At 56.5% G+C, this 18,082-nt stretch carries 23 protein-coding genes; 14 read left to right on the top strand and 9 right to left on the bottom strand.

Translation table 11 applies throughout. From position 1 onward, the window contains the following. Window positions 1-758 (top strand): RHS repeat-associated core domain-containing protein (locus ACFQY0_RS20355; protein ID WP_379716602.1); only part of this gene is annotated, 758 nt, incomplete at its 5' end. Continuing rightward, complete coding sequence (locus ACFQY0_RS20350) at window positions 755-1,168, top strand: hypothetical protein (RefSeq protein ID WP_379716599.1); 414 nt, start codon at window positions 755-757, stop codon at window positions 1,166-1,168. The genes ACFQY0_RS20355 and ACFQY0_RS20350, both read left to right, overlap by 4 nt. 1,898 nt (window positions 1,169-3,066) lie before the next feature. Here ACFQY0_RS20350 and ACFQY0_RS20345 read toward each other — a convergent pair. Then, window positions 3,067-3,831 (bottom strand): RHS repeat-associated core domain-containing protein, encoded by a 765-nt coding sequence (locus ACFQY0_RS20345; RefSeq protein ID WP_379716596.1) that lies wholly within the window; start codon window positions 3,829-3,831, stop codon window positions 3,067-3,069. A gap of 70 nt (window positions 3,832-3,901) precedes the next feature. Continuing rightward, window positions 3,902-4,981: a tyrosine-type recombinase/integrase gene (locus ACFQY0_RS20340; protein ID WP_379716593.1), complete on the bottom strand. Its 1,080-nt coding sequence runs from the start codon at window positions 4,979-4,981 to the stop codon at window positions 3,902-3,904. Window positions 4,982-5,197: 216 nt separating this feature from the next. On the opposite strand from ACFQY0_RS20340, the gene ACFQY0_RS20335 reads away from it, so the two are divergent. The 4 genes from ACFQY0_RS20335 to ACFQY0_RS20320 all read left to right on the top strand — a co-directional run bounded on the left by ACFQY0_RS20335 (window position 5,198) and on the right by ACFQY0_RS20320 (window position 8,142). After that, the gene (locus tag ACFQY0_RS20335) at window positions 5,198-5,671 is read left to right on the top strand and encodes a hypothetical protein (protein ID WP_379716590.1); all 474 of its coding nucleotides are present in this window, start codon (window positions 5,198-5,200) and stop codon (window positions 5,669-5,671) included. After that, complete coding sequence (locus ACFQY0_RS20330; RefSeq protein ID WP_379716587.1) at window positions 5,668-5,982, top strand: hypothetical protein; 315 nt, start codon at window positions 5,668-5,670, stop codon at window positions 5,980-5,982. The genes ACFQY0_RS20335 and ACFQY0_RS20330 overlap by 4 nt, the downstream gene beginning before the upstream one ends. Next, complete coding sequence (locus tag ACFQY0_RS20325) at window positions 5,979-6,965, top strand: site-specific integrase (protein ID WP_379716584.1); 987 nt, start codon at window positions 5,979-5,981, stop codon at window positions 6,963-6,965. Before ACFQY0_RS20330 ends, ACFQY0_RS20325 begins: the two co-directional genes overlap by 4 nt. A 64-nt stretch (window positions 6,966-7,029) precedes the next feature. Beyond that, window positions 7,030-8,142 carry a Fic family protein gene (locus ACFQY0_RS20320; RefSeq protein ID WP_379716581.1) on the top strand — a complete coding sequence of 371 codons (1,113 nt, stop codon included), beginning with the start codon at window positions 7,030-7,032 and terminating at the stop codon, window positions 8,140-8,142. A gap of 213 nt (window positions 8,143-8,355) precedes the next feature. Here the strand turns inward: ACFQY0_RS20320 and ACFQY0_RS20315 are convergent, their stop codons facing one another. The 3 genes from ACFQY0_RS20315 to ACFQY0_RS20305 form a co-directional block, all read right to left on the bottom strand. Beyond that, complete coding sequence (locus tag ACFQY0_RS20315) at window positions 8,356-9,063, bottom strand: Abi family protein (RefSeq protein WP_379716578.1); 708 nt, start codon at window positions 9,061-9,063, stop codon at window positions 8,356-8,358. A gap of 256 nt (window positions 9,064-9,319) precedes the next feature. Further along, the gene (locus ACFQY0_RS20310; RefSeq protein WP_379716575.1) at window positions 9,320-10,210 is read right to left on the bottom strand and encodes an ImmA/IrrE family metallo-endopeptidase; all 891 of its coding nucleotides are present in this window, start codon (window positions 10,208-10,210) and stop codon (window positions 9,320-9,322) included. After that, window positions 10,207-10,566, bottom strand: coding sequence for a helix-turn-helix domain-containing protein (locus ACFQY0_RS20305; RefSeq protein ID WP_379716572.1), 360 nt, complete (start codon window positions 10,564-10,566; stop codon window positions 10,207-10,209). Before ACFQY0_RS20305 ends, ACFQY0_RS20310 begins: the two co-directional genes overlap by 4 nt. 149 nt (window positions 10,567-10,715) lie before the next feature. On the opposite strand from ACFQY0_RS20305, the gene ACFQY0_RS20300 reads away from it, so the two are divergent. The 6 genes from ACFQY0_RS20300 to ACFQY0_RS20275 all read left to right on the top strand — a co-directional run bounded on the left by ACFQY0_RS20300 (window position 10,716) and on the right by ACFQY0_RS20275 (window position 14,387). Further along, entirely contained in the window at window positions 10,716-10,961 is a 246-nt protein-coding gene (locus ACFQY0_RS20300) for a hypothetical protein (RefSeq protein WP_379716569.1), read from the top strand. A 75-nt stretch (window positions 10,962-11,036) separates the two neighbouring features. Next, window positions 11,037-11,180 carry a hypothetical protein gene (locus ACFQY0_RS20295; protein WP_379716566.1) on the top strand — a complete coding sequence of 48 codons (144 nt, stop codon included), beginning with the start codon at window positions 11,037-11,039 and terminating at the stop codon, window positions 11,178-11,180. A gap of 24 nt (window positions 11,181-11,204) precedes the next feature. After that, complete coding sequence (locus tag ACFQY0_RS20290; protein ID WP_379716563.1) at window positions 11,205-12,191, top strand: CBASS oligonucleotide cyclase; 987 nt, start codon at window positions 11,205-11,207, stop codon at window positions 12,189-12,191. Between the two features lie 15 nt (window positions 12,192-12,206). Then, window positions 12,207-12,716 carry an HORMA-1 domain-containing protein gene (locus ACFQY0_RS20285; RefSeq protein ID WP_379716560.1) on the top strand — a complete coding sequence of 170 codons (510 nt, stop codon included), beginning with the start codon at window positions 12,207-12,209 and terminating at the stop codon, window positions 12,714-12,716. A gap of 3 nt (window positions 12,717-12,719) precedes the next feature. Continuing rightward, complete coding sequence (locus ACFQY0_RS20280; RefSeq protein WP_379716558.1) at window positions 12,720-13,637, top strand: AAA family ATPase; 918 nt, start codon at window positions 12,720-12,722, stop codon at window positions 13,635-13,637. A gap of 165 nt (window positions 13,638-13,802) precedes the next feature. Further along, window positions 13,803-14,387, top strand: coding sequence for a hypothetical protein (locus tag ACFQY0_RS20275; protein WP_379716555.1), 585 nt, complete (start codon window positions 13,803-13,805; stop codon window positions 14,385-14,387). A gap of 93 nt (window positions 14,388-14,480) precedes the next feature. Here ACFQY0_RS20275 and ACFQY0_RS20270 read toward each other — a convergent pair whose 3' ends face one another. The 3 genes from ACFQY0_RS20270 to ACFQY0_RS20260 all read right to left on the bottom strand — a co-directional run bounded on the left by ACFQY0_RS20270 (window position 14,481) and on the right by ACFQY0_RS20260 (window position 16,495). Further along, window positions 14,481-14,894 carry a hypothetical protein gene (locus ACFQY0_RS20270; RefSeq protein WP_379716552.1) on the bottom strand — a complete coding sequence of 138 codons (414 nt, stop codon included), beginning with the start codon at window positions 14,892-14,894 and terminating at the stop codon, window positions 14,481-14,483. A 255-nt stretch (window positions 14,895-15,149) separates the two neighbouring features. Then, entirely contained in the window at window positions 15,150-15,605 is a 456-nt protein-coding gene (locus tag ACFQY0_RS20265) for a class I SAM-dependent methyltransferase (RefSeq protein WP_379716549.1), read from the bottom strand. Between the two features lie 134 nt (window positions 15,606-15,739). After that, window positions 15,740-16,495 carry a SprT-like domain-containing protein gene (locus ACFQY0_RS20260; RefSeq protein WP_379716546.1) on the bottom strand — a complete coding sequence of 252 codons (756 nt, stop codon included), beginning with the start codon at window positions 16,493-16,495 and terminating at the stop codon, window positions 15,740-15,742. A 329-nt stretch (window positions 16,496-16,824) separates the two neighbouring features. Here ACFQY0_RS20260 and ACFQY0_RS20255 point away from each other — a divergent pair, with 329 nt between their 5' ends. Beyond that, window positions 16,825-17,049 (top strand): hypothetical protein, encoded by a 225-nt coding sequence (locus tag ACFQY0_RS20255; protein WP_379716543.1) that lies wholly within the window; start codon window positions 16,825-16,827, stop codon window positions 17,047-17,049. Here ACFQY0_RS20255 and ACFQY0_RS20250 read toward each other — a convergent pair. Beyond that, the gene (locus ACFQY0_RS20250; protein ID WP_379716540.1) at window positions 17,041-17,214 is read right to left on the bottom strand and encodes a hypothetical protein; all 174 of its coding nucleotides are present in this window, start codon (window positions 17,212-17,214) and stop codon (window positions 17,041-17,043) included. The two genes, ACFQY0_RS20255 and ACFQY0_RS20250, sit on opposite strands and share 9 nt — an antisense overlap. Before the next feature lie 131 nt (window positions 17,215-17,345). Here ACFQY0_RS20250 and ACFQY0_RS20240 point away from each other — a divergent pair, with 131 nt between their 5' ends. Next, window positions 17,346-18,080 carry an RHS repeat-associated core domain-containing protein gene (locus ACFQY0_RS20240; RefSeq protein WP_465262161.1) on the top strand — a complete coding sequence of 245 codons (735 nt, stop codon included), beginning with the start codon at window positions 17,346-17,348 and terminating at the stop codon, window positions 18,078-18,080. Window positions 18,081-18,082: the final 2 nt, after the last annotated feature.

The raw sequence follows: 18,082 nt of genomic DNA, 5'->3' as shown, positions 1-18,082 counted from the left end.
GCGTCTGGGGATTTTTTGCTGAAAGTGTTTCGGAGAGCTTAGAGACTCGCCGTGCCGCCCTAGAAACGCATCAGGAAAACTACGGTGAGTCACGGAAAGCCGCGTCGGGTATCCCTCTTTGGCCATCAAGGGATCCGATCGAGGAACGGGGAGGCGCTAATCTATACTGCTTTAATTTCAATTCACCAATTGATCGATTTGATGATCTCGGGCATGAGTCCAGAGACCAGAAGGAGGCAACACGTAGCGAAAGAAACTCAGCGAATCAGGAAGGGCGAAGGAATAATCGTGAGACCGACCAAACCAGAAGTGTGATCAGAAATATGGACAGAAACTCTCCTTCAGCATCTGGCGAGCTTGATCAGAGAGCGAGCCGAAGAGCCAGTGGGGTTGCTGCCGGGTTCGATGCTATACAAGAGGCTCAAAATTGGCTTAGCGATATTTCGGGTCTTCTGAACATCCAAGCGCTAAATAATCAGTGTAAAGAAGAGGCCAAAAGGAGAAAGTCATCTGAAGACTGGAAGGGGTGTGATGCATGCTGCGTATATAGTTATCTTGCGCCCTATAAGTCGTCAGGAAATCTAATCAGAAATGACATAATCTATCTTCAACTCGGCGTATACGAAGGTCGATGCTATAATGGCCAGGATAAACTATTTGAGAAAGATGCTGGCCAAGCTCTTCATATACCTTCGATTATTTCTGGGGGAGAGATAGTGTATCCGCAGATTGGACAGAAAAATATTAAATTAAAATGAATAGGTTCTTTGTCGTCGCGACTTTGTTCTTTGGTGCTGTTTCCTGCGATTCATCCTCGCAGGAGGGGCAGGATCAATCCTCTGAGAAAAATCGCGGAAATGCTGGGGAGTTGGCGGATCTGCATGAACGCAGTGCGATTCTGGGTGATGATTGGACTCTCGCTGAGTTGAGCGATTTCTTCGATCAGGGTCTGACACCTGAGGAGGTCAAATTACGAATGGGGCCCAAGCCTTTCGAAAATGTGGATGGGTCTGATACCGAGCTGATGTATGAGGTGTTGACCAAGGATCGGTTTCAGAATGGTTGCAGAATTTCATCGATCTCGATGGTATTTCGGGATGGAAAATTCTTGTATGCAGAAGTGGGCATGGAGGGTGTTTCATCACCCTCTATGAAAGAAGCGGAATAGGGGTGAATGGTGTTACGCACTAAATAGATGGTTGTATTGGTTTTCCAATTTGTGGCTGTATGGATTCTGGTCTGATTTCCACGCTGTCATCGACTCATGACTGGGGTCGGTCCTTGCATTTTGCATTTGGCAGCACGGCTACGACAAATCTAGTAGGCGGTACTGACCCTAGGCCAGAAATGCAAAATGAAAAGACCGACCTTAGACCCCAGGGGGGTGTAGGGAGTGATGTATTCTTGGTTGAGCCCGAAATCGCTGACCACGGCGCGATATCGTCGGGAGCCAAAGATTAGCCCGTTGTCTTGACGCAGGAGCATGCCTTGTGGCGCGCTTCGCAGTGTCCCGAATCGGGCGAGGAGTGCTTCCTCGAGGGCCCGCTCTGCGGTCTTGGTCCTGCCTGTGAGTTCTATCCTTACCGCAGTGGATCAGGACAAGGTCGGTTACTCAGCGTTGGTTGGGAAACTGGGGTCAGGCGAGAATGGCGCTGTTTTAAGCGGCCTGTCGGGCCAGGAATCCTCAAGAAATCAAGGAATTCCGATCCGCTTGCCACTCTCAATCGCTACCACCGTAAGGATTATGTAGAATCAGGACAGGCTCGCTCCGGCGGACGGATCACACCAAAGCCACCGAGATCCGGCTTAAAACAGTGCCATTCGGGTCAGGCGACAAATCTTGACAGAAAAGCCTCCTGATAGAGCTAATTTGAAAGCGGGTCGGTGCGTGAATCGTGGTGTTGATCCGAGGGGTTTTGCCATGGGCAAAACCCATAGGAGCTCTTGGCCGTCGGGAGGGCCGGTGGGTCGAGCGGAATAGCGGTCGGTCGTCGAACAGGTTCCGCTCGACGCGGCGGCTCCCCGGCGGGGGCGCGAGCCGGTGATGCTCGCTTCACCTGGAGAGTCACCCGATGCGCCTTCTTTCCCGGCCCGCCTGCGGGCGGTGGTTTGGCGGTGTGCGGTGATCCGGGAGGCGGTGGAGTGGAACGCAACCGTGGGCAGGCGGTGACCGTCTCCCGGAATTCACCGGCGGGATGTGTGGCGGGGTTCCCCGAGCCGTGAGGCGAAGGCAAGGATTGCGGCCGGGCGCGGGGCTGCCTGCCTTTTTGCCGAAGGTGACTTGTTGCTGCGCGGTAATGCGGAGGTGTGGGGCGGCACGGAGGGGACCGCATGGCGGCAGGGACCGTGACGGTGGTTGGCACTGCGCATTACGCCGCGCACGTCACAGGACCCCGAGGCCAGCAGCTCGCGTGCAAGCACGCCAGTGGGGGTTTTTGCAGCGGTGCGGAGCCTGGCCGCATTCTACTAGAAACGCGGTAATTCACCTACCGACTACAAGATTCTTTTCCTGACCCTTTTCTTCCTGACCCTTTTCTTTCGACCGGATCAATCACCTCTTCGTCGTTGGTTTTCATTACGTTGCGCATCGTTTATCAAAATTCAGAAAGTTGGTCAATCTCACTGTTTGCCTGGCATCTTTTTTCGGAGGCAATTCGCATATACTAGCTTTGTCGTATCTAACGCCGCATTTCACGGACCGACCCTATTCCCACATGACACCTTCTTCCGCATCTACTAGCTTTGTCGTAGCCAACGCCGTATTTCACGGACCCCTTTCATTCTCTTCATCAGAATTCCAGCAAGAAATACGTCTTTCTCCCAAAAACAAACACACTGAATCCTCTCACAGATCCCGACGACGTTCCAACCTTTGAAAATATGGGAGCGCCCTCTGAAGCCGAGGAACGGCCCGAAGTTAACCTCAGCCAGCCCACATCCATATTATAATTGCAATTATGGATCACAAGCAATGCAACCGCAGCGCCGCACACACAAGTAAGGGCACCGACTACATTGACCATCTTTCGCGAGTCCGACATCTACTACCTATAGGATAATGTAATCTTAAAACGGCGAGAGCGGAACATTGAATCCACCTTCTTTCACGCATAGACAACCACACCTTGTCTTGTAACCACCACGATCCGCGTTTTCTGGATCAAAAATGCGTTTCCCGCTGTCATCATAGCGCGTCGGATCGCCCGACCCCGGCTGATGACTGAACGTCCCATCATCGTCCTGCCTATACAAATGGAAGTCTGGAGCCGGCGGATCCCATTCTGTTGTTTCCACGGTGCCATTATACAACATCACGAGGTACTCGTCTTTCTTGCACGGGCATTTATCGATGCCATTGCTAGAGTCCGGGCAGTCAATCTCTCTGGCGCTCCCACCAGACTCCTTTATGATTCCGGCCATTAATGACTTACACCCGTCGGTAGAACGAGCCCCGTTCGGGCTCGCTCCATCTCGACCCCAATTGTCTTCGGTGTCTTGGCAAGCATACCCATAGCAATTGTCTTTTTTGCCGGAAGGATCAAAACTTGGCGATCCGTCTGAAGGCGGGATATATCCCGGCTGACCAGGAAGTGGAATCGTCGGGCCGGGGCCGCCTCCTCCGGTCGGCATACCTCCGACAGTTGGAGCTGGCTCACGCCCAAGGAAATCAATCCATCCCGTCGGGCTGTTATAAACGAACCCGTACAGGTTCACCCCACCGCGCTCTCCAATCGGATCTCTAGATGGCCACCTGCCCGTCACCGGGTCGTAGTAACGGTAGCCATATTTGGTTATCCTGGAAGTTTCCGAAATGTTCCGCAAGTAATACATAGGCACGGGGTTATACCGAAGCTAGGGATTCCCGACTAGGTTCTCTTAATCTGGGTGCTTCATCCTCGATTCAGTCAATTTCGTCGTCCAAGCCACAAGATGTAGGGGGCTGCGGTGATGAGCTGGCCTGATCGCCGTGTGGATGGCATTTTGCATGGACCTCAAGGAGTTTCTGATTGCTAACGTGAGTGTAAATCGCGGTGGTGTCGAGACGGGAGTGACCAAGGATGCGTTGGATTGCACGGAGACCTGCACCCCCGTCCATGAGATGGGTTGCGCAAGAATGTCGAAATAAGTGGCATGCTCCTGGATGGTGAAAGCCGGCGAGGTCGAGGTAGTCTCTGATCAGGTGGCCGATTGACCCTGGCGAGAAGGCATCTCCATAACCGGTGACGAAGAGGGGAGCTTCGGGAGGGGAGGCGTCGGTCAGTAGTGGACGAGTTTTGGTCAGGTAGGACCTGATCCAATCGAATGCGCGAGATCCGGCGGGCACGACTCGTGGTATCCCGCCCTTGCCGAACCGGACTTGGATTGTCCGCTGGTGATGATCGAGATCCTGAAGGGCAAGGCAGGAGAGCTCCTTGCGGCGCAGTCCGCTGGAGTAGAATACTTCCAGGATGGCGCGGTCTCGAATGCCGAGGGGGTCGGAGATGTCGGGTAGCTCAAGGAGGAGCGCGATGGTGCTGAGAGGAAGATAGGTGGGAAGGTGAACTTTTGGGACTTTTGGGGTCTCGATGTTAAGAAGTGGATCACGTTGGAGTTTTGCTTTGGCGGTGAGCCAATGGCTGAGCCGTTTGAGGTTGGCGAGGAGATAGCCGCGGGTGCGAGCGGTGGCCTGTTCCTCAATAAGATGGTGATGGAAGGAACCTACGTGATCAGCCGTGAGGAGAGAAGAGATGCGCTTATACGACCCGTGGTGGTGGGCGAGTAACCACTTTCGGTAGCGCAGGAGAGCCCACCGGTAGGTCTCGATGGTCGCCGGAGAGAGGTTGCGAAGCCGAAGGGAGGCAAGCCACTCGAGACAGAAGCTGTCGTAAGCACCGGCCTTATGGGTTTGGAACAAATCAGGTGCCGGGGCATGGCCGCCGCGATGCGTCTTCCAACCTCGCATTTTCCGGGCTCTTTCGATGCCTTTTTCGTCACGTTTCATCCTGAACCTCCTGTCTTCAAGGTAGGTCTGGAGAGCATGAAATTCAAGGAAAGGCTATATCCAACCGATACAATGCAATGCTGGAAATGATCTTGCAGCGACAGCCAAAGGTGAGCGTGAGTCGCCATTTTAGCTCTATTTTAGCTTCCGATAAGGGAACATTATCGGAAGTAATAGGCTTGCCGTGACCGTCCGGATTGTGGTAGCTTCCGCCGCATGCCTCCGGTCGATGAAGAAACCCGTGAAGTCCTCGATTCCCTCTTTGAGAACGCGGACATGGCGGAAGAACTCAAGCGCAGCGCGCTCGCCCGCCTCGACGAGGCGGCACCGGTGCTGACCGTCGCACTGATGAGCGACGGCGGCCAGTCGCGCAAAGTCCGCCACATCCTTTGGAGCCTCTACACCTGCTCGCATCTCGTTCCGCTCGGTGAATTTTGCTCGGGGTTGGATACCGCTGTGGCTCGTTCGGTCGCGGCCGCAGTGTCGGCGCGACTACTGGCCGGCGGCGAATCGGAGGAACGTTTCGAAGCCATTTTAAGAAGATCTGGCGAGTTCGACCGGCGCGACCGGATCATCTCCGATCTGGCGTCCCGTGGTCTGCCGGAAGACTACCCTTTACCAACTGAAACCGCGGACCGTTTGCGCATTCTCCTGGAACTTGCCGAATCAACCCTGCCCTCTGATTTATGACGACCCAAACTCCCTACAAGGAATTCGAACGCCGCGCCATAGAGTCCGGAGTGAATGCCGAACTCGCGCACTCGATGTACAACGTTGTACGCGACTCTCAGGAGCATGGCTGGATGACTCCGCTCAAGGAGTGGACCGGCGACGAGCAAGCGATGATCGCGCGTGCGATCGCCGAGCCCGCCAAAATGGCGGAAGCCTGCGACTTGCTGATCGCCTCCGATGGACTGATGCATGATCAAGGCCAGCGCGATGCCGGAATCAGCGATGCCAAGCGGCGTGAGATCGAACACTGGATTTTCAGGTCGGAATGAACCCGTCGGACTCCCTCGCGAAGTCGGATGGCTCCATCCGTCCGGTGCTGCCGCCAGTCGTCGCGGCGCTCTTCGACGAGGACGTGACCGATGGCTCGGCGAAAGCCTATCTTTCCGATCTTAATCATTTCGTCGAGTGGTGCCAGCACCACGGCCAGCCGGTGCTCCCCTGTTCATCGCTTGCCCTCGTTCAATTTCTCACCGAACACGCCGAAGGCTACTCGATGGCAACGGTCGAACGCCGCGCGGCCGCCGTCTCATGGGCGCACCGCAAGGCCGGTTTCCTCGGGCCCGACAACCCACGTACGACACCCGTAGTAGTTGAGTGCCTGAGGCTACTCCGACGTCGCTACCGCGAGACCAAGCAGAAGCAGGCCCGCGAGCTTTCCACCGAGCTGACCCGCGCCCTGGTCGATGAATGTCGCGACGACAATAACACCACCCTGGGACTGCGCGACCGCGCGATGCTCTTGATTGGCTTTGCCGGGGCTTTCCGACGTTCCGAGCTCGTCCGCATCGCGGTCGAAGATCTGGAATGGCGAAAGCAGGGCGTGGAGATCAACGTCCGCTGGTCTAAGACCGATCAGGAAGGCCGCGGCCTGGTCAAATACATCACCGCCGGACAAGTGCCGGCCACCGATCCGGTGGCCACGCTCAAGGGCTGGCTGGAAATTTCCGGGATCGAGTCCGGACCGGTCTTCCGGCGGGTTTTCAAGGATGGTTCGGTCGGCTCGACTGGCCTGAGCGACAAGGCGGTTTTCAACACCATCAAGAGCCGAATGCGCGCGGTCGGCCTCGAAGATTGGGACGATTTCTCACCGCACTCGCTGCGTTCCGGCTTCGCCTCGGTTGCCGCCGAAAACGGCGCGTCGATCCAGGCAATCAAGGGACAGGGCGGCTGGAAGTCCGACCGTACCGCGATGCGCTACATCCGTCGGCGCGATGGATGGGAAAGTTCAGCTGCGTCGAAGCTGGGGCTTTGAGCCATGTCCCAATAGCCGGGAATCCCCTTGTGGAAACCTGTCCCCCGTTTTTCCAGCTGGCCAAATGTCCTTTAAAGGGAATATTATCGGACAAGTGAACGACAGCGGGAATTTACAGGACAATAGCAACCCGGTGTGGAAGCTCCCGGATTTCCCCCATTTCTACCACAACGCGGACGCGCTACGTCCGCTCGAAGCCGCGTTCAAACGGCATGTGTCGGACCTTCGGCAGATGGAGCCTAGCAAACTTGATCCTGGTGACCTTCTGGTTTCCGAGATTTTCAGCAACTCTGAGATCGAGGGTGTCGTTTTGGATGAAAGGGGTATCACCGAATCCCTGCTTGGAAACATCAGTGGCGACACGATGAAGAAAGAACAAGCAGCAGTCGATCTGATGAAGCTTGGCGTCGAACGGGCCCACGACCGGCTAGATCACGATGTGATCAAGGAGCTGCATCGGGCAATTTTTCGAAACAAGCGCGGTGGAAAGTATATGGGCGGGCTACTTATTGTGAGCGGTGGGCGGCTCGACCGACAGGTCATCGTGGATCGAGGGATCCCTCCTGACAGGGTGGAAAGCTCCATGGGTGAGTTCATCGATTGGTTCAACGGGAGGAACAAAGCCACCCCCCTCTACAACGCTGTCCGGGGACATCTGCATTTCGAAAGTATCCACCCCTTCCACGACGGTAACGGCAGGGTCGGAAGGACGCTCATGAATATGGGACTCATGTCCGATTTGGGACTGTCTTTCCCGCTCGCACTTTCGCGGGCGATCAGGAGCCACAAGGAGAGTTACTACGGCCAGTTCGGGACGGGCAGCCTCGACCTGACCGACCCGGTGAAGGCCTTCAAGCCGATTCTCGTTATGGCGGCGGAGGAAACAAGACGCATGATGGCGGTCACTGCGCTGAGAAAATCCGCCTACGCACAAGGGATGAACGAACGGCAGGTACGCGTTTTCGAGCGTCTGTGCCGATACGAGCTGACCACCGGGTTTGAGGGGAATTTCACGAACGAAAAATACCGTAAGATCGCGAAAATTTCAGAGGAGAAAACAGCCATGAGGGATCTCAAGGATCTGGTGGAAAAGGGTATCTTCACTAAACACGGACGATTGAAAGGAACCAGCTATCGGCTCGCCTTGCCTACCCAAAAATTTCGCGGTGCCCGTTAAAATCAACTCCTCTCCCTTGCTCCACGGCTGAGGGCGAATATTGTATAAACCCACTGCTTCTCACGCTCCACAGGAAGACCTATTACGCAACATAAAGGACGTTATATTTCTTAAAAGATGGGGATTTTTCCGTGCGTGGACTGCCGCGAGTTCTAGAATGTTCAAGTGGCTGATTGGCCCCCCTGGTCCTTGTGAGGAGGCTGGGGAATTCCCTTATGAACTTGCCGAGGTTGGAGGTGCAGGCCATTGGGCGCGGATCCGCTCGATCCAGGGTGTGAGACCTGCCGTGCGGATCTCGGAGTAGCGATCGAAGACCAGTGCCATTTGCCTTAGCTCCGGATTGATCCAGGAAAGGACATCGAGGATCAACTGATGCTTCGCATCGAGATCCTTCCAATGAAGAATGCGTTCGTGGTGGAAAATCCGGTTGCGAAGCAGCCGGATGCTCTCCAGATCCGCCTTTCGGTCCTTCCGGTGGTGCAAGCTTTTCGGGAGGCTGGGAAACACCCGCTTGATGCCACCCGGCAAAAACGGGGTGTTGATCTCGTAATGGTGCTCGAAAAGGCTGGTCCAGAACCCGAAGGAAAGCTCGGCCACCACCCCTCCGGGATGGATGGCGGGCTTGGTCTTGAGGATCTTGCGCTTCGCATTCTGGACCTCGGAGGCCGCCCACGAGAGGAGGACGAAACGAGGGTCATCGTACCAGTCCTCCCTTCCCCACAACCGCGAAAGTTCCGCGTGGATCGAATTGCGAAGGGCAACCTCGCAAAGCTGAAGCGGCGAATAAAGGCTCTCCGCCAGAGCGGCGTTCAACAGGTAGCGGGCGAGCACGATGCAGCCACCCGGATTGTCGCTCCCGTAGGCTCCAAGTCGCTGCGGGGACAAACCGGCCTCAATGATGTTGTAAAATCTCGCTTGCATGGGCGTCGGGTCGGGTGCATCTTCGTCTTCGTAAGCCCCGTGTTTCCTTCTCCCGTCCATTGCGGCGGTGCCAGGAACCGGGGTTTCTTTTTGCGGAGGCGAGCGCGATCGGAATTTGGAGGAACCGGCCTAGATTTCCAAGGTTGAAGACACGACCACAGTGCCGTCTATCAAGCACGGTTGCCGATTCGATACACCCCGTCCACTTGGACCCGGACGATCCCGCCATTGATCGCATAGCAGTCGTCGCAACGGATCATTTCCGGGGACGGAAGCGACCTTCCTTCCACCGATCGATGTAGTCGTCCCCCGATTCATTGTCGTCGTCGTCCTCCTCCTGAGCTGCATCGGTCACTAGAACGGTAAGGGTCCGGTCGTAGCTTCCGAGTCCTACCACGTCCTCCTCAACCTCCTGTTGGGCCGCGTCGGGAAACCACTGGTTGAGAAGCGAGCCTTCAAGGGCGACCTCGCAGCAACTAACCCATTCCATGTCGGTGCCAAGACGATGAGTCGGAACACCTCTTGGTATCTGCTCGCGCTTCCGCAACCAGTCGAGGCCCGGGAGCTGCTTGAAGAACTTCGATGCTGTCATGAACTCCACTGCACCACGGTGGGAAACAATCACCGCGACGCACTCAGTAGTCATTTCGCAATAGCGGATGGCTGAGGCGACTAGCGAGCTTTCGCAAGCTTCTGACAGGACCTTGATCGCTTCAAAGCCCGGAACTGCTCTCTTGATGATTGGCTCGATCAATGTCCAAGGCATCAACAGCGCGGCGGCGAATGCATCCGCCTCCCGCTCGTAGCGGTCCTTGGAGATGTAACCCGAGCGCGAGAGATGCTTTCCGTCCATCAGGACTGCCGCTGGATGATCGTCGATGAAGTAGTGGCCCAGTTCGTGGGCCACCGTGAAATTCTGAAACCCTTCGCTCTGAATCGCTTTGGAGTAGCCGATGCCAAAGGTGTTTCCTGCCACCATCAAGCACCCTGAAATATCGCGCTGGGGCGGGTGGAAGGGAATGACATTGATGCCGATCCTTTTGGCGAATTCCTTGGGCCGCACCGGCAATGACGTCAGAAGGCCATTGTCGGCGAGGGTGGTTCCTGCAAGTCGCTGGATGGCCTTCAGGCGGGACCGCTCGATCACTTGTCACCGCCCTTCCGCTCGTTCTCCTTCTCCCAAAGCGTTTTGGCCATGGATTCCAAGAGGTCGAAGCTTTGATCGGTGAGATTCTCCGCATGCCGGAAAAGCTGCCGGGCGCGAGGCGCGGCTCCGATCCCCTGGCCATGCTGCTCCTCATCAATCCTACCCAAGAGGTAATCCACGCTGACATTGAGCGCGTCCGAGAGTTTCCGAAGATTGTCGAACGAGGGCGACCTCTGCCCGGTTTCAAAATGCGAAATCGCCGCGGCTTGAAGGCCGGACTTCTTTGCCAAGTCGGCTTGAGTGAAACCGCGCGATTCGCGCGCGTTCCGTAGGCGGTCTTTGAATTGGTCGGGCATCGGGAAATTTTAGGCTTGCAGGATCTATACGCTTTCGTATTGTTCTTTGCAACGGGAATGAAATCCCGTTTCTTCGGTCCTGGAACTATACGACTCCGGCATGCTCAAGCAACACAAACCGTAATCAAACCACCATCGAACCCGCTACCATGTCCAATCGAAAAATCACCCGCCCATCCGTCGCCTCCGAAGCAGCTCGTATCCTCCAAGACCCCGGAGCTTCCGCCACGGCCAAGAGGCTCGCCGGAAGCGCGCCCTCTCAGCGAGTTCCCTCTCACCAGACGGGTCCCTCGATGGAGGACCTCGCGTCTCGGGTGCTCGACAGCTCCAAGTACGGCGAAACGACCATGACCTTTGCCGGTTCCGTCCTCAGCCAATCCAACAAGGATCGCTAAGCTTGACCTCCCGCCCCGCTGCTGTTGCCTCACCAAGAAAGCGAGCTTGCAGCGCGAAGTTACTGAATTTTACAAATGACCGACGAGATAAAGTCACTCGCAGGACTCCTCCGGGACACTCCCGAAGCTGCCTTCTTGAAGATCCGTATTGTCAAATCACGCATCCAGCAGGAGCGCATCTACCCGATCACGGCGGACCCCTCTAAGCCTGCCGGATAATCCTCATTCTCCACCCCACATCACATGTCCACGCTCTTTGATTTTTCGACGCCTGAGGTCACCCACGACCATGTTCAGGATTTTGCCGATGCCAAGGTGAACCTCCCGACGGATACGGCAAAGGTTTATCGTGCTCAGGTCCGGACGCTCCGCGACCGGCTCGAAACCTACCTCGGCGAAAGCCCCGACTTCGGCCTCAAGAAGATGCTCCTCTCCGGAAGCCTTGCGAAGCGGACCGCCCTGAAAACGCTCAACGACATCGATGTCGCCGTGTACGTGGCGAGCGATCAAGCCCCGCACAAGCTGGGAGAGCTGCTCACCTGGCTAGCAGATCGGCTCAGGAAAACCTACCATCAGATTGCCCCCGAGAACATCTACATCGACGAGCCCTGCGTCGTCATCTCGTTCAAGGGCACCGGCCTCGATGTCGAAATCACGCCAATCCTCTACGATGGCGATCCAGACTGGCGGGGCTACCTCTGGACCCGGTACGGCCAGGATCGGGTACTGACGAGCATCCCGATGCACCTGGACTTCATCAAACGTCGAAAGGATGCGAATCCGGGAACTTTCGCTCAGGTAGTGCGCATCCTGAAATGGTGGGCCAAGCAAAGGCGCGCGGACACAAGCGGCTTCGAACTCAAGTCCTTCATGATCGAGCTGATCATGGCGAAAGTCGCAGATGGTGGAGCCAATCTCGACGATCACTACGCTGGTCTTGAAAGCTTCTTCCTCTACATCCAGCGAACCGCTCTGCGCGAGCGAATCGCCTTTGCGGACAACTACGCCTTGAGCGGCTTGCCCGCCCGCGGCCCGTCCCCGGTCGAGATCCTTGATCCGGTCACCAGCGACAACAACGTGGCGGCCACCCTCACCGACGGAAACCGCCAAACCATTGTCAACTCCGCCATCGAAGCCCTCGACATACTGTCGTGGGCTAAGTCTTGCCAGACCAAGCAGGACGCGGTCACGGCATGGAAGGACCTGATGGGTCCCACCTTCAACGCCTAACATCATAGACGCACCATGAGCTTCACAATGACCCGGAGCGTGGCTGAGACCTTCTCGCTCACCAGCGCAAAATACCTCGCTTCCAAGTTAACAGCCGACATGCGGCGCTGTGCGCAGACGCACGGCAGACCCTACGAGAGCAACATCAACGACTACGGAACTGAACTCGCGCTGCTTCTCAGGGATGGCTACGTCAGCGACTACGAGTTTGGCTTCGAGAAGGACGGTCGCCGCGTTCTTTCCTTCTTCTATAAGGTGGTCGGCGGCGAACTGGTCACATCCGATGACCGGCCCGGAAAGATCTACGATGGCTCCGTGTCCGGCTCGAGCTTCTTCAACTTCATCACTCGCTCGACCAAATGGACTCTCCTTTCCCAAGCGGAAAGGGACGCGTTCAACAAGCTGTCGCCCATCAACCGTTGTAGCGGATCGCCGCCAGCGGACGGCAACGGGTACTGGGTCAACGATCTGAGCTATTCCAAGGATGGCGTGGCTCTTCAGCGCAAAACTTTCCGCCCATACTGAACCATGCAGGCAGACCATTTCGACGAAGTTCTCACGTTTCCGGATGCCGACCTGAAGGCGCGCTACGACGCGCTGGTGGGGCTGGACGCCATCAAGGAACGCTTGGAGAAGGAAGCGCAGGTGTTGCTCCGTCCCGATCTGATTGAAGACTGGAGCAAAAAGCATCACGGCGGGCTGATTCCTGCCGTGCGGCTTCTGCTTCGCCGACCTCCCCTCTTTATTTTCGCCGGGGACGTTGGCACCGGGAAAACCGAACTTGCCACGAGCTTCGGCGACAAGATCGCCCGCGACGCCAAGCTGGACATCGAGCTGTTCCCCCTGAGCTTGCGGACTCGCGGACAAGGCACCGTGGGGGAGATGACGCAGTTGATCTCTGGAGCCTTCAAAATGCTCCGCGACCGGTCTCCCAAGCTCAATGGAAAGAAACCGCGCGCCGCTTCCATCCTCATGATTGACGAAGCCGACGCCCTCGCGCAATCGCGGGAACTGGCCCAAATGCATCATGAGGATCGAGCCGGCGTCAACGCGCTAATCCGGGGAATCGATGATCTTGCAGCGTCAAAATGCCTTTGCCTCGTCGTCATGTGCACAAATCGCCTTTCGGCTCTGGACCCGGCAATTCAACGGCGCGCCGCCGCCATTTTTGAATTCACCAGACCCAATGACGGCCTCCGCCGTCATTTGCTGACAGGGCAGCTCGGGACCTCGGGCCTTTCCGAAGGCGACATCGCTTCCGTTTCCGAACTATTGGGCGAGTCGAAAGGCCGCGAGTATGGCTGCACATCGTCGGACATCATGCAGCGGTACATTCCATCGTTGGTGCTTACCGCTTATCCGGACAAAGCGATTACCCCAGCCCTGGCCAAGGATCTCGCGCGTAGCTTCGTGCCAACTCCGCCATTTCGATCCCAGGACAACTAAATGAACGCCCCGGAATGCTTCCAAAAGGCTGCCAACTGGCAAAAAGCGGCCACCTCTCTTTTTTGGCTGAACGCGGGGCTTTCGTTCGCCCTGATTTTCGCCAAGAACTCGAACTACGAGGCCATCCTCTCGATACCGCTCTGCGCTCTTGTTGCAGGGAGTCTCATGGTATCCGTAAGATCCCGATGCCTCATCAATGATGGCAACGGTGCCCAGAGGGCGGTACAGATTGCCGATGCGCTGGGCGTCGCATGCGAGCACCCTGTCAGGAATGGCTACTATAACAGCTCGCGCTCCCCAGGGCTCCCGCGACTATTCGCCATCACCTGCGAGAGTGCCGGGCTGACCAAGGAGATCCTCCAGGAAATGCTCACAAGACATATCCTGAAGCTCTCCGCCTACATTTTGATCTTTCTAATCTACCTCGGCTACGCCAAGGCGGACGTGAGCATCCTAGCGGTCATCGCCCAGACCGTTTTCTCGGGCGACTTGATCGGCGGCCTGGTCAACTTGCTGCGCTACCTCCATAAGGTTCAAAAGACCGAGCAGGCTCTCATTCAGTTTTTCCGCACGTCGTCGGACATCAACGATCCTCACGCACTGGCCATCGGGCTAGCGGCCCATACGGACTACGAGTGCGCGAAGGAGGAGTCCGCGGTGCTCCTGGATTCAAAGATCTACGATAAGAGGAATTCAGGATACACGGAGCGATGGAACAGGCTGCGCTCTGAATTCAAGATCGACTCGTGAAAAAACCATCGGTCCCAAGAATATCGCCTGTTACTTCGCCACGTAGTAGCTCGCGCCGATCTCGCGGGATTTGATGCCTTGTCCCTGCTTTTCTTACACGCTCAGGAAAGCGTCGATCACCGGCAGCGGTAGGGCGATTTTTCCTTGGATCTCGCGGCCGTTCACGCCTTTGCCTGGATCGAGGCCGTCCAAGTAAGCCGAAAGCACCTTGCACAGCTCGTTGTCGTCGCTGATCAGGGCCAGATAGACGGTGAACTCCGGGGCCAGCCCAATCCCCATCAGGAACTCATTCTGTCGCCCCAACGCCGGTGCCCCGCCGACCATGCCCTGGGCCTCAAAGCGCCGCAGCGTCTTCAGATACGGCTCCAGCTCCTCCGACCACGAAACCTTGTTGCTCAACTGCGCGGACTGAGCTTTCAGCCCATCGTAGAGGAGATGGCAAAGGGGCTTCGCGTCGTCGCCGAAGTGGGCCAAGGGATTCTCCAGAATCTCGATCCGGCGCTTCATTTCGGCGGATTCCACTTCCGCAAGCACCTGATTGAACACTGCCCCCCGGCGGAAACGGGGAGAGGGCGATCTTTACAATGGAGAGGAAGTTCATCGGGAGCATCCGTGTCTATCTGCGCTTTCAAGCAAGCCGGAGGATGACTTCCCACCGATTGTCAGGTTTATCCGGAGGCGCTTCCTCAATCCGCTCGTTTTTCGAAAACCATTCCGAAGTGCCAGGGAGCCGACTCGCCCAAGGCGACTTGTCTTGCTTTCCTAAAACCCGCCCCTGCCGCCCATCGGCAGCGAAGGGCCCCTCGGGGTCTCGATGTCTCTTCGCCAGTGAGTCACTGAAGCCGTTCCGCTGGGGGAAAGCACTCGATGAACTTCTCGAAGCAAACCGACGGGATCTTCGATATGAAGCAAATTGAAGAGCATCGCGTGAACAACTGAACCATCAGCCAAGCCGGTACCTTGCTCCACGAAGTCCCGCAGAATCGTCTGGACGTTGCTGAATCCGCCCACACGCGCCTTCTCCGCCGTCGCGGTGATCATCGCGTTCTCCATGTCGAGGGCCTGGACCCTCCCTGCAAGCTTGGCCGCAACGGGAAGCGTGAATGTCCCGTAGACGCAACCGAACTCCACCACGTCTCCCACGAGATCGGCACAGCCCAAACGAGAGATCACTTCTTCAGCATCGAAGAACTGTTCCCATTGGTCCTGTTCTGGCATGCCGCTCTCCCGCCCTTTCATGCCCCATTCCAACCCGTCAACTTGCCAAGGACAATCACCGAGAACGAATGCATCCGGAATCCACTCTTCCTGAGTTGTGCAGCGTCTCGATTGGCTCTGAAACAACGACACTTCTAGTAGTTTGAAACACTGGCTAGATACAAAAGCCGCCCGTCGATGCCGTGGCAGTCGCCGCAAATCAGTGACAGGCTCGGCTTGCCCCAGACTTTGACGCCGCATTCCTGGCACTGATAGGCGACCTTGCTCGGTGTCCTGGACGGCTTCGATTCCTCGTCGCCGGCGGCGGGTAGGTTCGCGGCCAACGCTGCCACCAGTCCGGGTGCCGTCTGGTCATCGAGGTCCGGACGCGCTGCATACTCCTGTGCCCTTTTGATCGCCACGCCTTCCTTGTACCATGTAATGAGAGAACTTTTCGCGAGGACTCCCTGGGCGACCTGCAGAAACAACCCGCCCTCGGTCGGGTAGTCGGCCATGTGCTGGCCGGTCATCTTCCCTCCAGGTCGGCCGGTGCTGCTCGGCGTCAGACCGATCGACAGCATCTTGTCGGCCCATTCGCGGTTGTGGTAGGTCCGAAGCGACGGCTTGCCGAACTGGAACTGCCATTGGTGCACCTGTTCGTGAACGAGAGTCTGGAGCAATTCCAGATCGCCGGTGTTGGCCAGAAAGTGCCTCGGATTGAGGCAGATTTCGTCCCGCCGCTCTCCCCCGTCGCGCGCGATAAATCCTCCTTTCCGATAGTAGCCGAAGTGCTGGCCCCGGTCCTCGAAGGTCAGGACACAGCCACGAAGCTGCCCGTCGAACAGCGCGTCGTTGAACACGTCGTAGCAGTCGGAAAGCGTGATGTAGTCCTTCACGTGCTCGCTCGGCATGGCTTGTTTTATATCGTTCGATATATTCTTTCAAGAAGTCTCCCAAATTGCTGGAATTCCCGCCGTGAAAGTGACCATCCATCCTCCATCTGCTTCGCTCCTGGGAATCCTGCTGGAAATGCGCAGCCGGGGCGGAAGCCCTCGCCTTTGCCGTTGCGGCTGTCACCTGTGATTCTGGAGACGAGGACGATGAAGACGAGTTGCCCGTTCACTCGCTCGTCGTGCTCCAGAATGTTGGAGCGGCTCCCCTGCCCTTCCTCGCGGCGGCCGCACAATCTGACGCGGACTACCGGAACCGGTATTCACGCTCGGCAGAGTGCGAATACTTCATGAATCACTGCAACTGCGGGGCTCCCTTCGGGGACTACTTCCTTCACAGCGAACCTGGTCACGCCTTCTACCCCATCGGAGAGAGTGGGGTGAAAGCGATCAAGGCTCACCGGATCAATTGCCACGATCCGTTGGAATTCGACTGCGGATTCGGGGGCTGGTCGTCACTCTGCCCGGTGGAAAACGGCACCGCCGGCGAAAGGATCACCGTGCCTTCAGCCTGACTCTTCGGCGTCCGCCGGTAGAGGCTTCAGAATCTCGCTAATCGCGTCTCTGGCTGTGCCGAGATACTTCCAGAAAGCGCCTTGAAGCAGGGTCGTGACTTCTTTCTGGTTGGGACTGTCGAGCGACAGCCCGCCATTGCGGAAAAAGGCGAGCAAGTCGGTCATCGCCTAGCGACCGCGATCAATTTCTCCGAGATGCTTCGCAGCCTCGACCGGTACGCGAAAGTGCTGGACCCTGCTAGCGTGCGAACAATCCGCTTCCAATTTTAGATAGAAAGTTTTAAAATCAGAAGCGAATGGGCTTCTACTCCAAGCATTCGACCACGCCAGTTTCTGAGAGACCTCCCGGGATCGTCAAATATGGCTACCGATACTACGACCCGGTGACGGGGAGATGGCCATCCAGGGATCCGATCGGGGAAAGGGGCGGGGTGAACCTGTATGGGTTCGTGGGTAACGATGGGGTGAACCGCACCGATGACTTGGGTCTTAAAATATCGCTAGGGATGCTCAGGCAAGGGCAAACTATACACGCAAAGTGCGCGAAGTTAAAAATAGTTGCTTACGACGCAGGTGCTGGGGGCGTCGCGCCTGACCCAAGTAAACCCAAAGATGTAGCAGTGGGTCTCTGGGCTGAACTATCGATTACGGCTGAATTTAATAAGGACAATATTGAGAACGGGGATTGCTGCTGCAAGACGTTGAAATGGAAACAAACGATCACGTCCGACAACGGACCCTCAACTAAAGGGATGGGGACACCCCGGGCAGACGGATCCTTTCCAGATGGGATGTCGTTCCGAGATACCCCCATTGAACCAGTTGTAGGTGACGGGGGGAAGGCGAACGATATGTGGTCCAGTAAGAACCCTAAAGGTCAGAAGAAACTAAAAGTAACATTTTCGCTGGATGTCATTTGTGTTCGTGGAACTGACGACAAAGAAATCCCAGTGACTACTATTGAATGGGGTTATGAGGCTACAGCCGACGAAAAAGCGGGATTGAATGAATGGAATGTTAAGACCAAGTAATT

The organism is Haloferula chungangensis (assembly GCF_042664875.1).
In the GTDB taxonomy this organism is placed as follows: Bacteria; Verrucomicrobiota; Verrucomicrobiia; order Verrucomicrobiales; family Akkermansiaceae; genus Haloferula; species Haloferula chungangensis.
This window is presented reverse-complemented; position numbering and strand designations above follow the sequence as displayed.

What these genes read in the sequence shown, in the direction of transcription:
- ACFQY0_RS20240 (WP_465262161.1), top strand. Translation starts at nt 17,346, where the DNA reads ATGGGCTTCTACTCCAAGCATTCGACCACGCCAGTTTCTGAGAGACCT.
- ACFQY0_RS20320 (WP_379716581.1), top strand. Translation starts at nt 7,030, where the DNA reads ATGTCCTTTAAAGGGAATATTATCGGACAAGTGAACGACAGCGGGAAT.
- ACFQY0_RS20325 (WP_379716584.1), top strand. Translation starts at nt 5,979, where the DNA reads ATGAACCCGTCGGACTCCCTCGCGAAGTCGGATGGCTCCATCCGTCCG.
- ACFQY0_RS20285 (WP_379716560.1), top strand. Translation starts at nt 12,207, where the DNA reads ATGAGCTTCACAATGACCCGGAGCGTGGCTGAGACCTTCTCGCTCACC.
- ACFQY0_RS20315 (WP_379716578.1), bottom strand. Translation starts at nt 9,063, where the DNA reads ATGCAAGCGAGATTTTACAACATCATTGAGGCCGGTTTGTCCCCGCAG.
- ACFQY0_RS20295 (WP_379716566.1), top strand. Translation starts at nt 11,037, where the DNA reads ATGACCGACGAGATAAAGTCACTCGCAGGACTCCTCCGGGACACTCCC.
- ACFQY0_RS20335 (WP_379716590.1), top strand. Translation starts at nt 5,198, where the DNA reads ATGCCTCCGGTCGATGAAGAAACCCGTGAAGTCCTCGATTCCCTCTTT.
- ACFQY0_RS20265 (WP_379716549.1), bottom strand. Translation starts at nt 15,605, where the DNA reads ATGCCAGAACAGGACCAATGGGAACAGTTCTTCGATGCTGAAGAAGTG.
- ACFQY0_RS20260 (WP_379716546.1), bottom strand. Translation starts at nt 16,495, where the DNA reads ATGCCGAGCGAGCACGTGAAGGACTACATCACGCTTTCCGACTGCTAC.
- ACFQY0_RS20340 (WP_379716593.1), bottom strand. Translation starts at nt 4,981, where the DNA reads ATGAAACGTGACGAAAAAGGCATCGAAAGAGCCCGGAAAATGCGAGGT.
- ACFQY0_RS20280 (WP_379716558.1), top strand. Translation starts at nt 12,720, where the DNA reads ATGCAGGCAGACCATTTCGACGAAGTTCTCACGTTTCCGGATGCCGAC.
- ACFQY0_RS20275 (WP_379716555.1), top strand. Translation starts at nt 13,803, where the DNA reads ATGGTATCCGTAAGATCCCGATGCCTCATCAATGATGGCAACGGTGCC.
- ACFQY0_RS20305 (WP_379716572.1), bottom strand. Translation starts at nt 10,566, where the DNA reads ATGCCCGACCAATTCAAAGACCGCCTACGGAACGCGCGCGAATCGCGC.
- ACFQY0_RS20345 (WP_379716596.1), bottom strand. Translation starts at nt 3,831, where the DNA reads ATGTATTACTTGCGGAACATTTCGGAAACTTCCAGGATAACCAAATAT.
- ACFQY0_RS20290 (WP_379716563.1), top strand. Translation starts at nt 11,205, where the DNA reads ATGTCCACGCTCTTTGATTTTTCGACGCCTGAGGTCACCCACGACCAT.
- ACFQY0_RS20250 (WP_379716540.1), bottom strand. Translation starts at nt 17,214, where the DNA reads ATGACCGACTTGCTCGCCTTTTTCCGCAATGGCGGGCTGTCGCTCGAC.
- ACFQY0_RS20350 (WP_379716599.1), top strand. Translation starts at nt 755, where the DNA reads ATGAATAGGTTCTTTGTCGTCGCGACTTTGTTCTTTGGTGCTGTTTCC.
- ACFQY0_RS20330 (WP_379716587.1), top strand. Translation starts at nt 5,668, where the DNA reads ATGACGACCCAAACTCCCTACAAGGAATTCGAACGCCGCGCCATAGAG.
- ACFQY0_RS20255 (WP_379716543.1), top strand. Translation starts at nt 16,825, where the DNA reads ATGAATCACTGCAACTGCGGGGCTCCCTTCGGGGACTACTTCCTTCAC.
- ACFQY0_RS20300 (WP_379716569.1), top strand. Translation starts at nt 10,716, where the DNA reads ATGTCCAATCGAAAAATCACCCGCCCATCCGTCGCCTCCGAAGCAGCT.
- ACFQY0_RS20270 (WP_379716552.1), bottom strand. Translation starts at nt 14,894, where the DNA reads ATGAAGCGCCGGATCGAGATTCTGGAGAATCCCTTGGCCCACTTCGGC.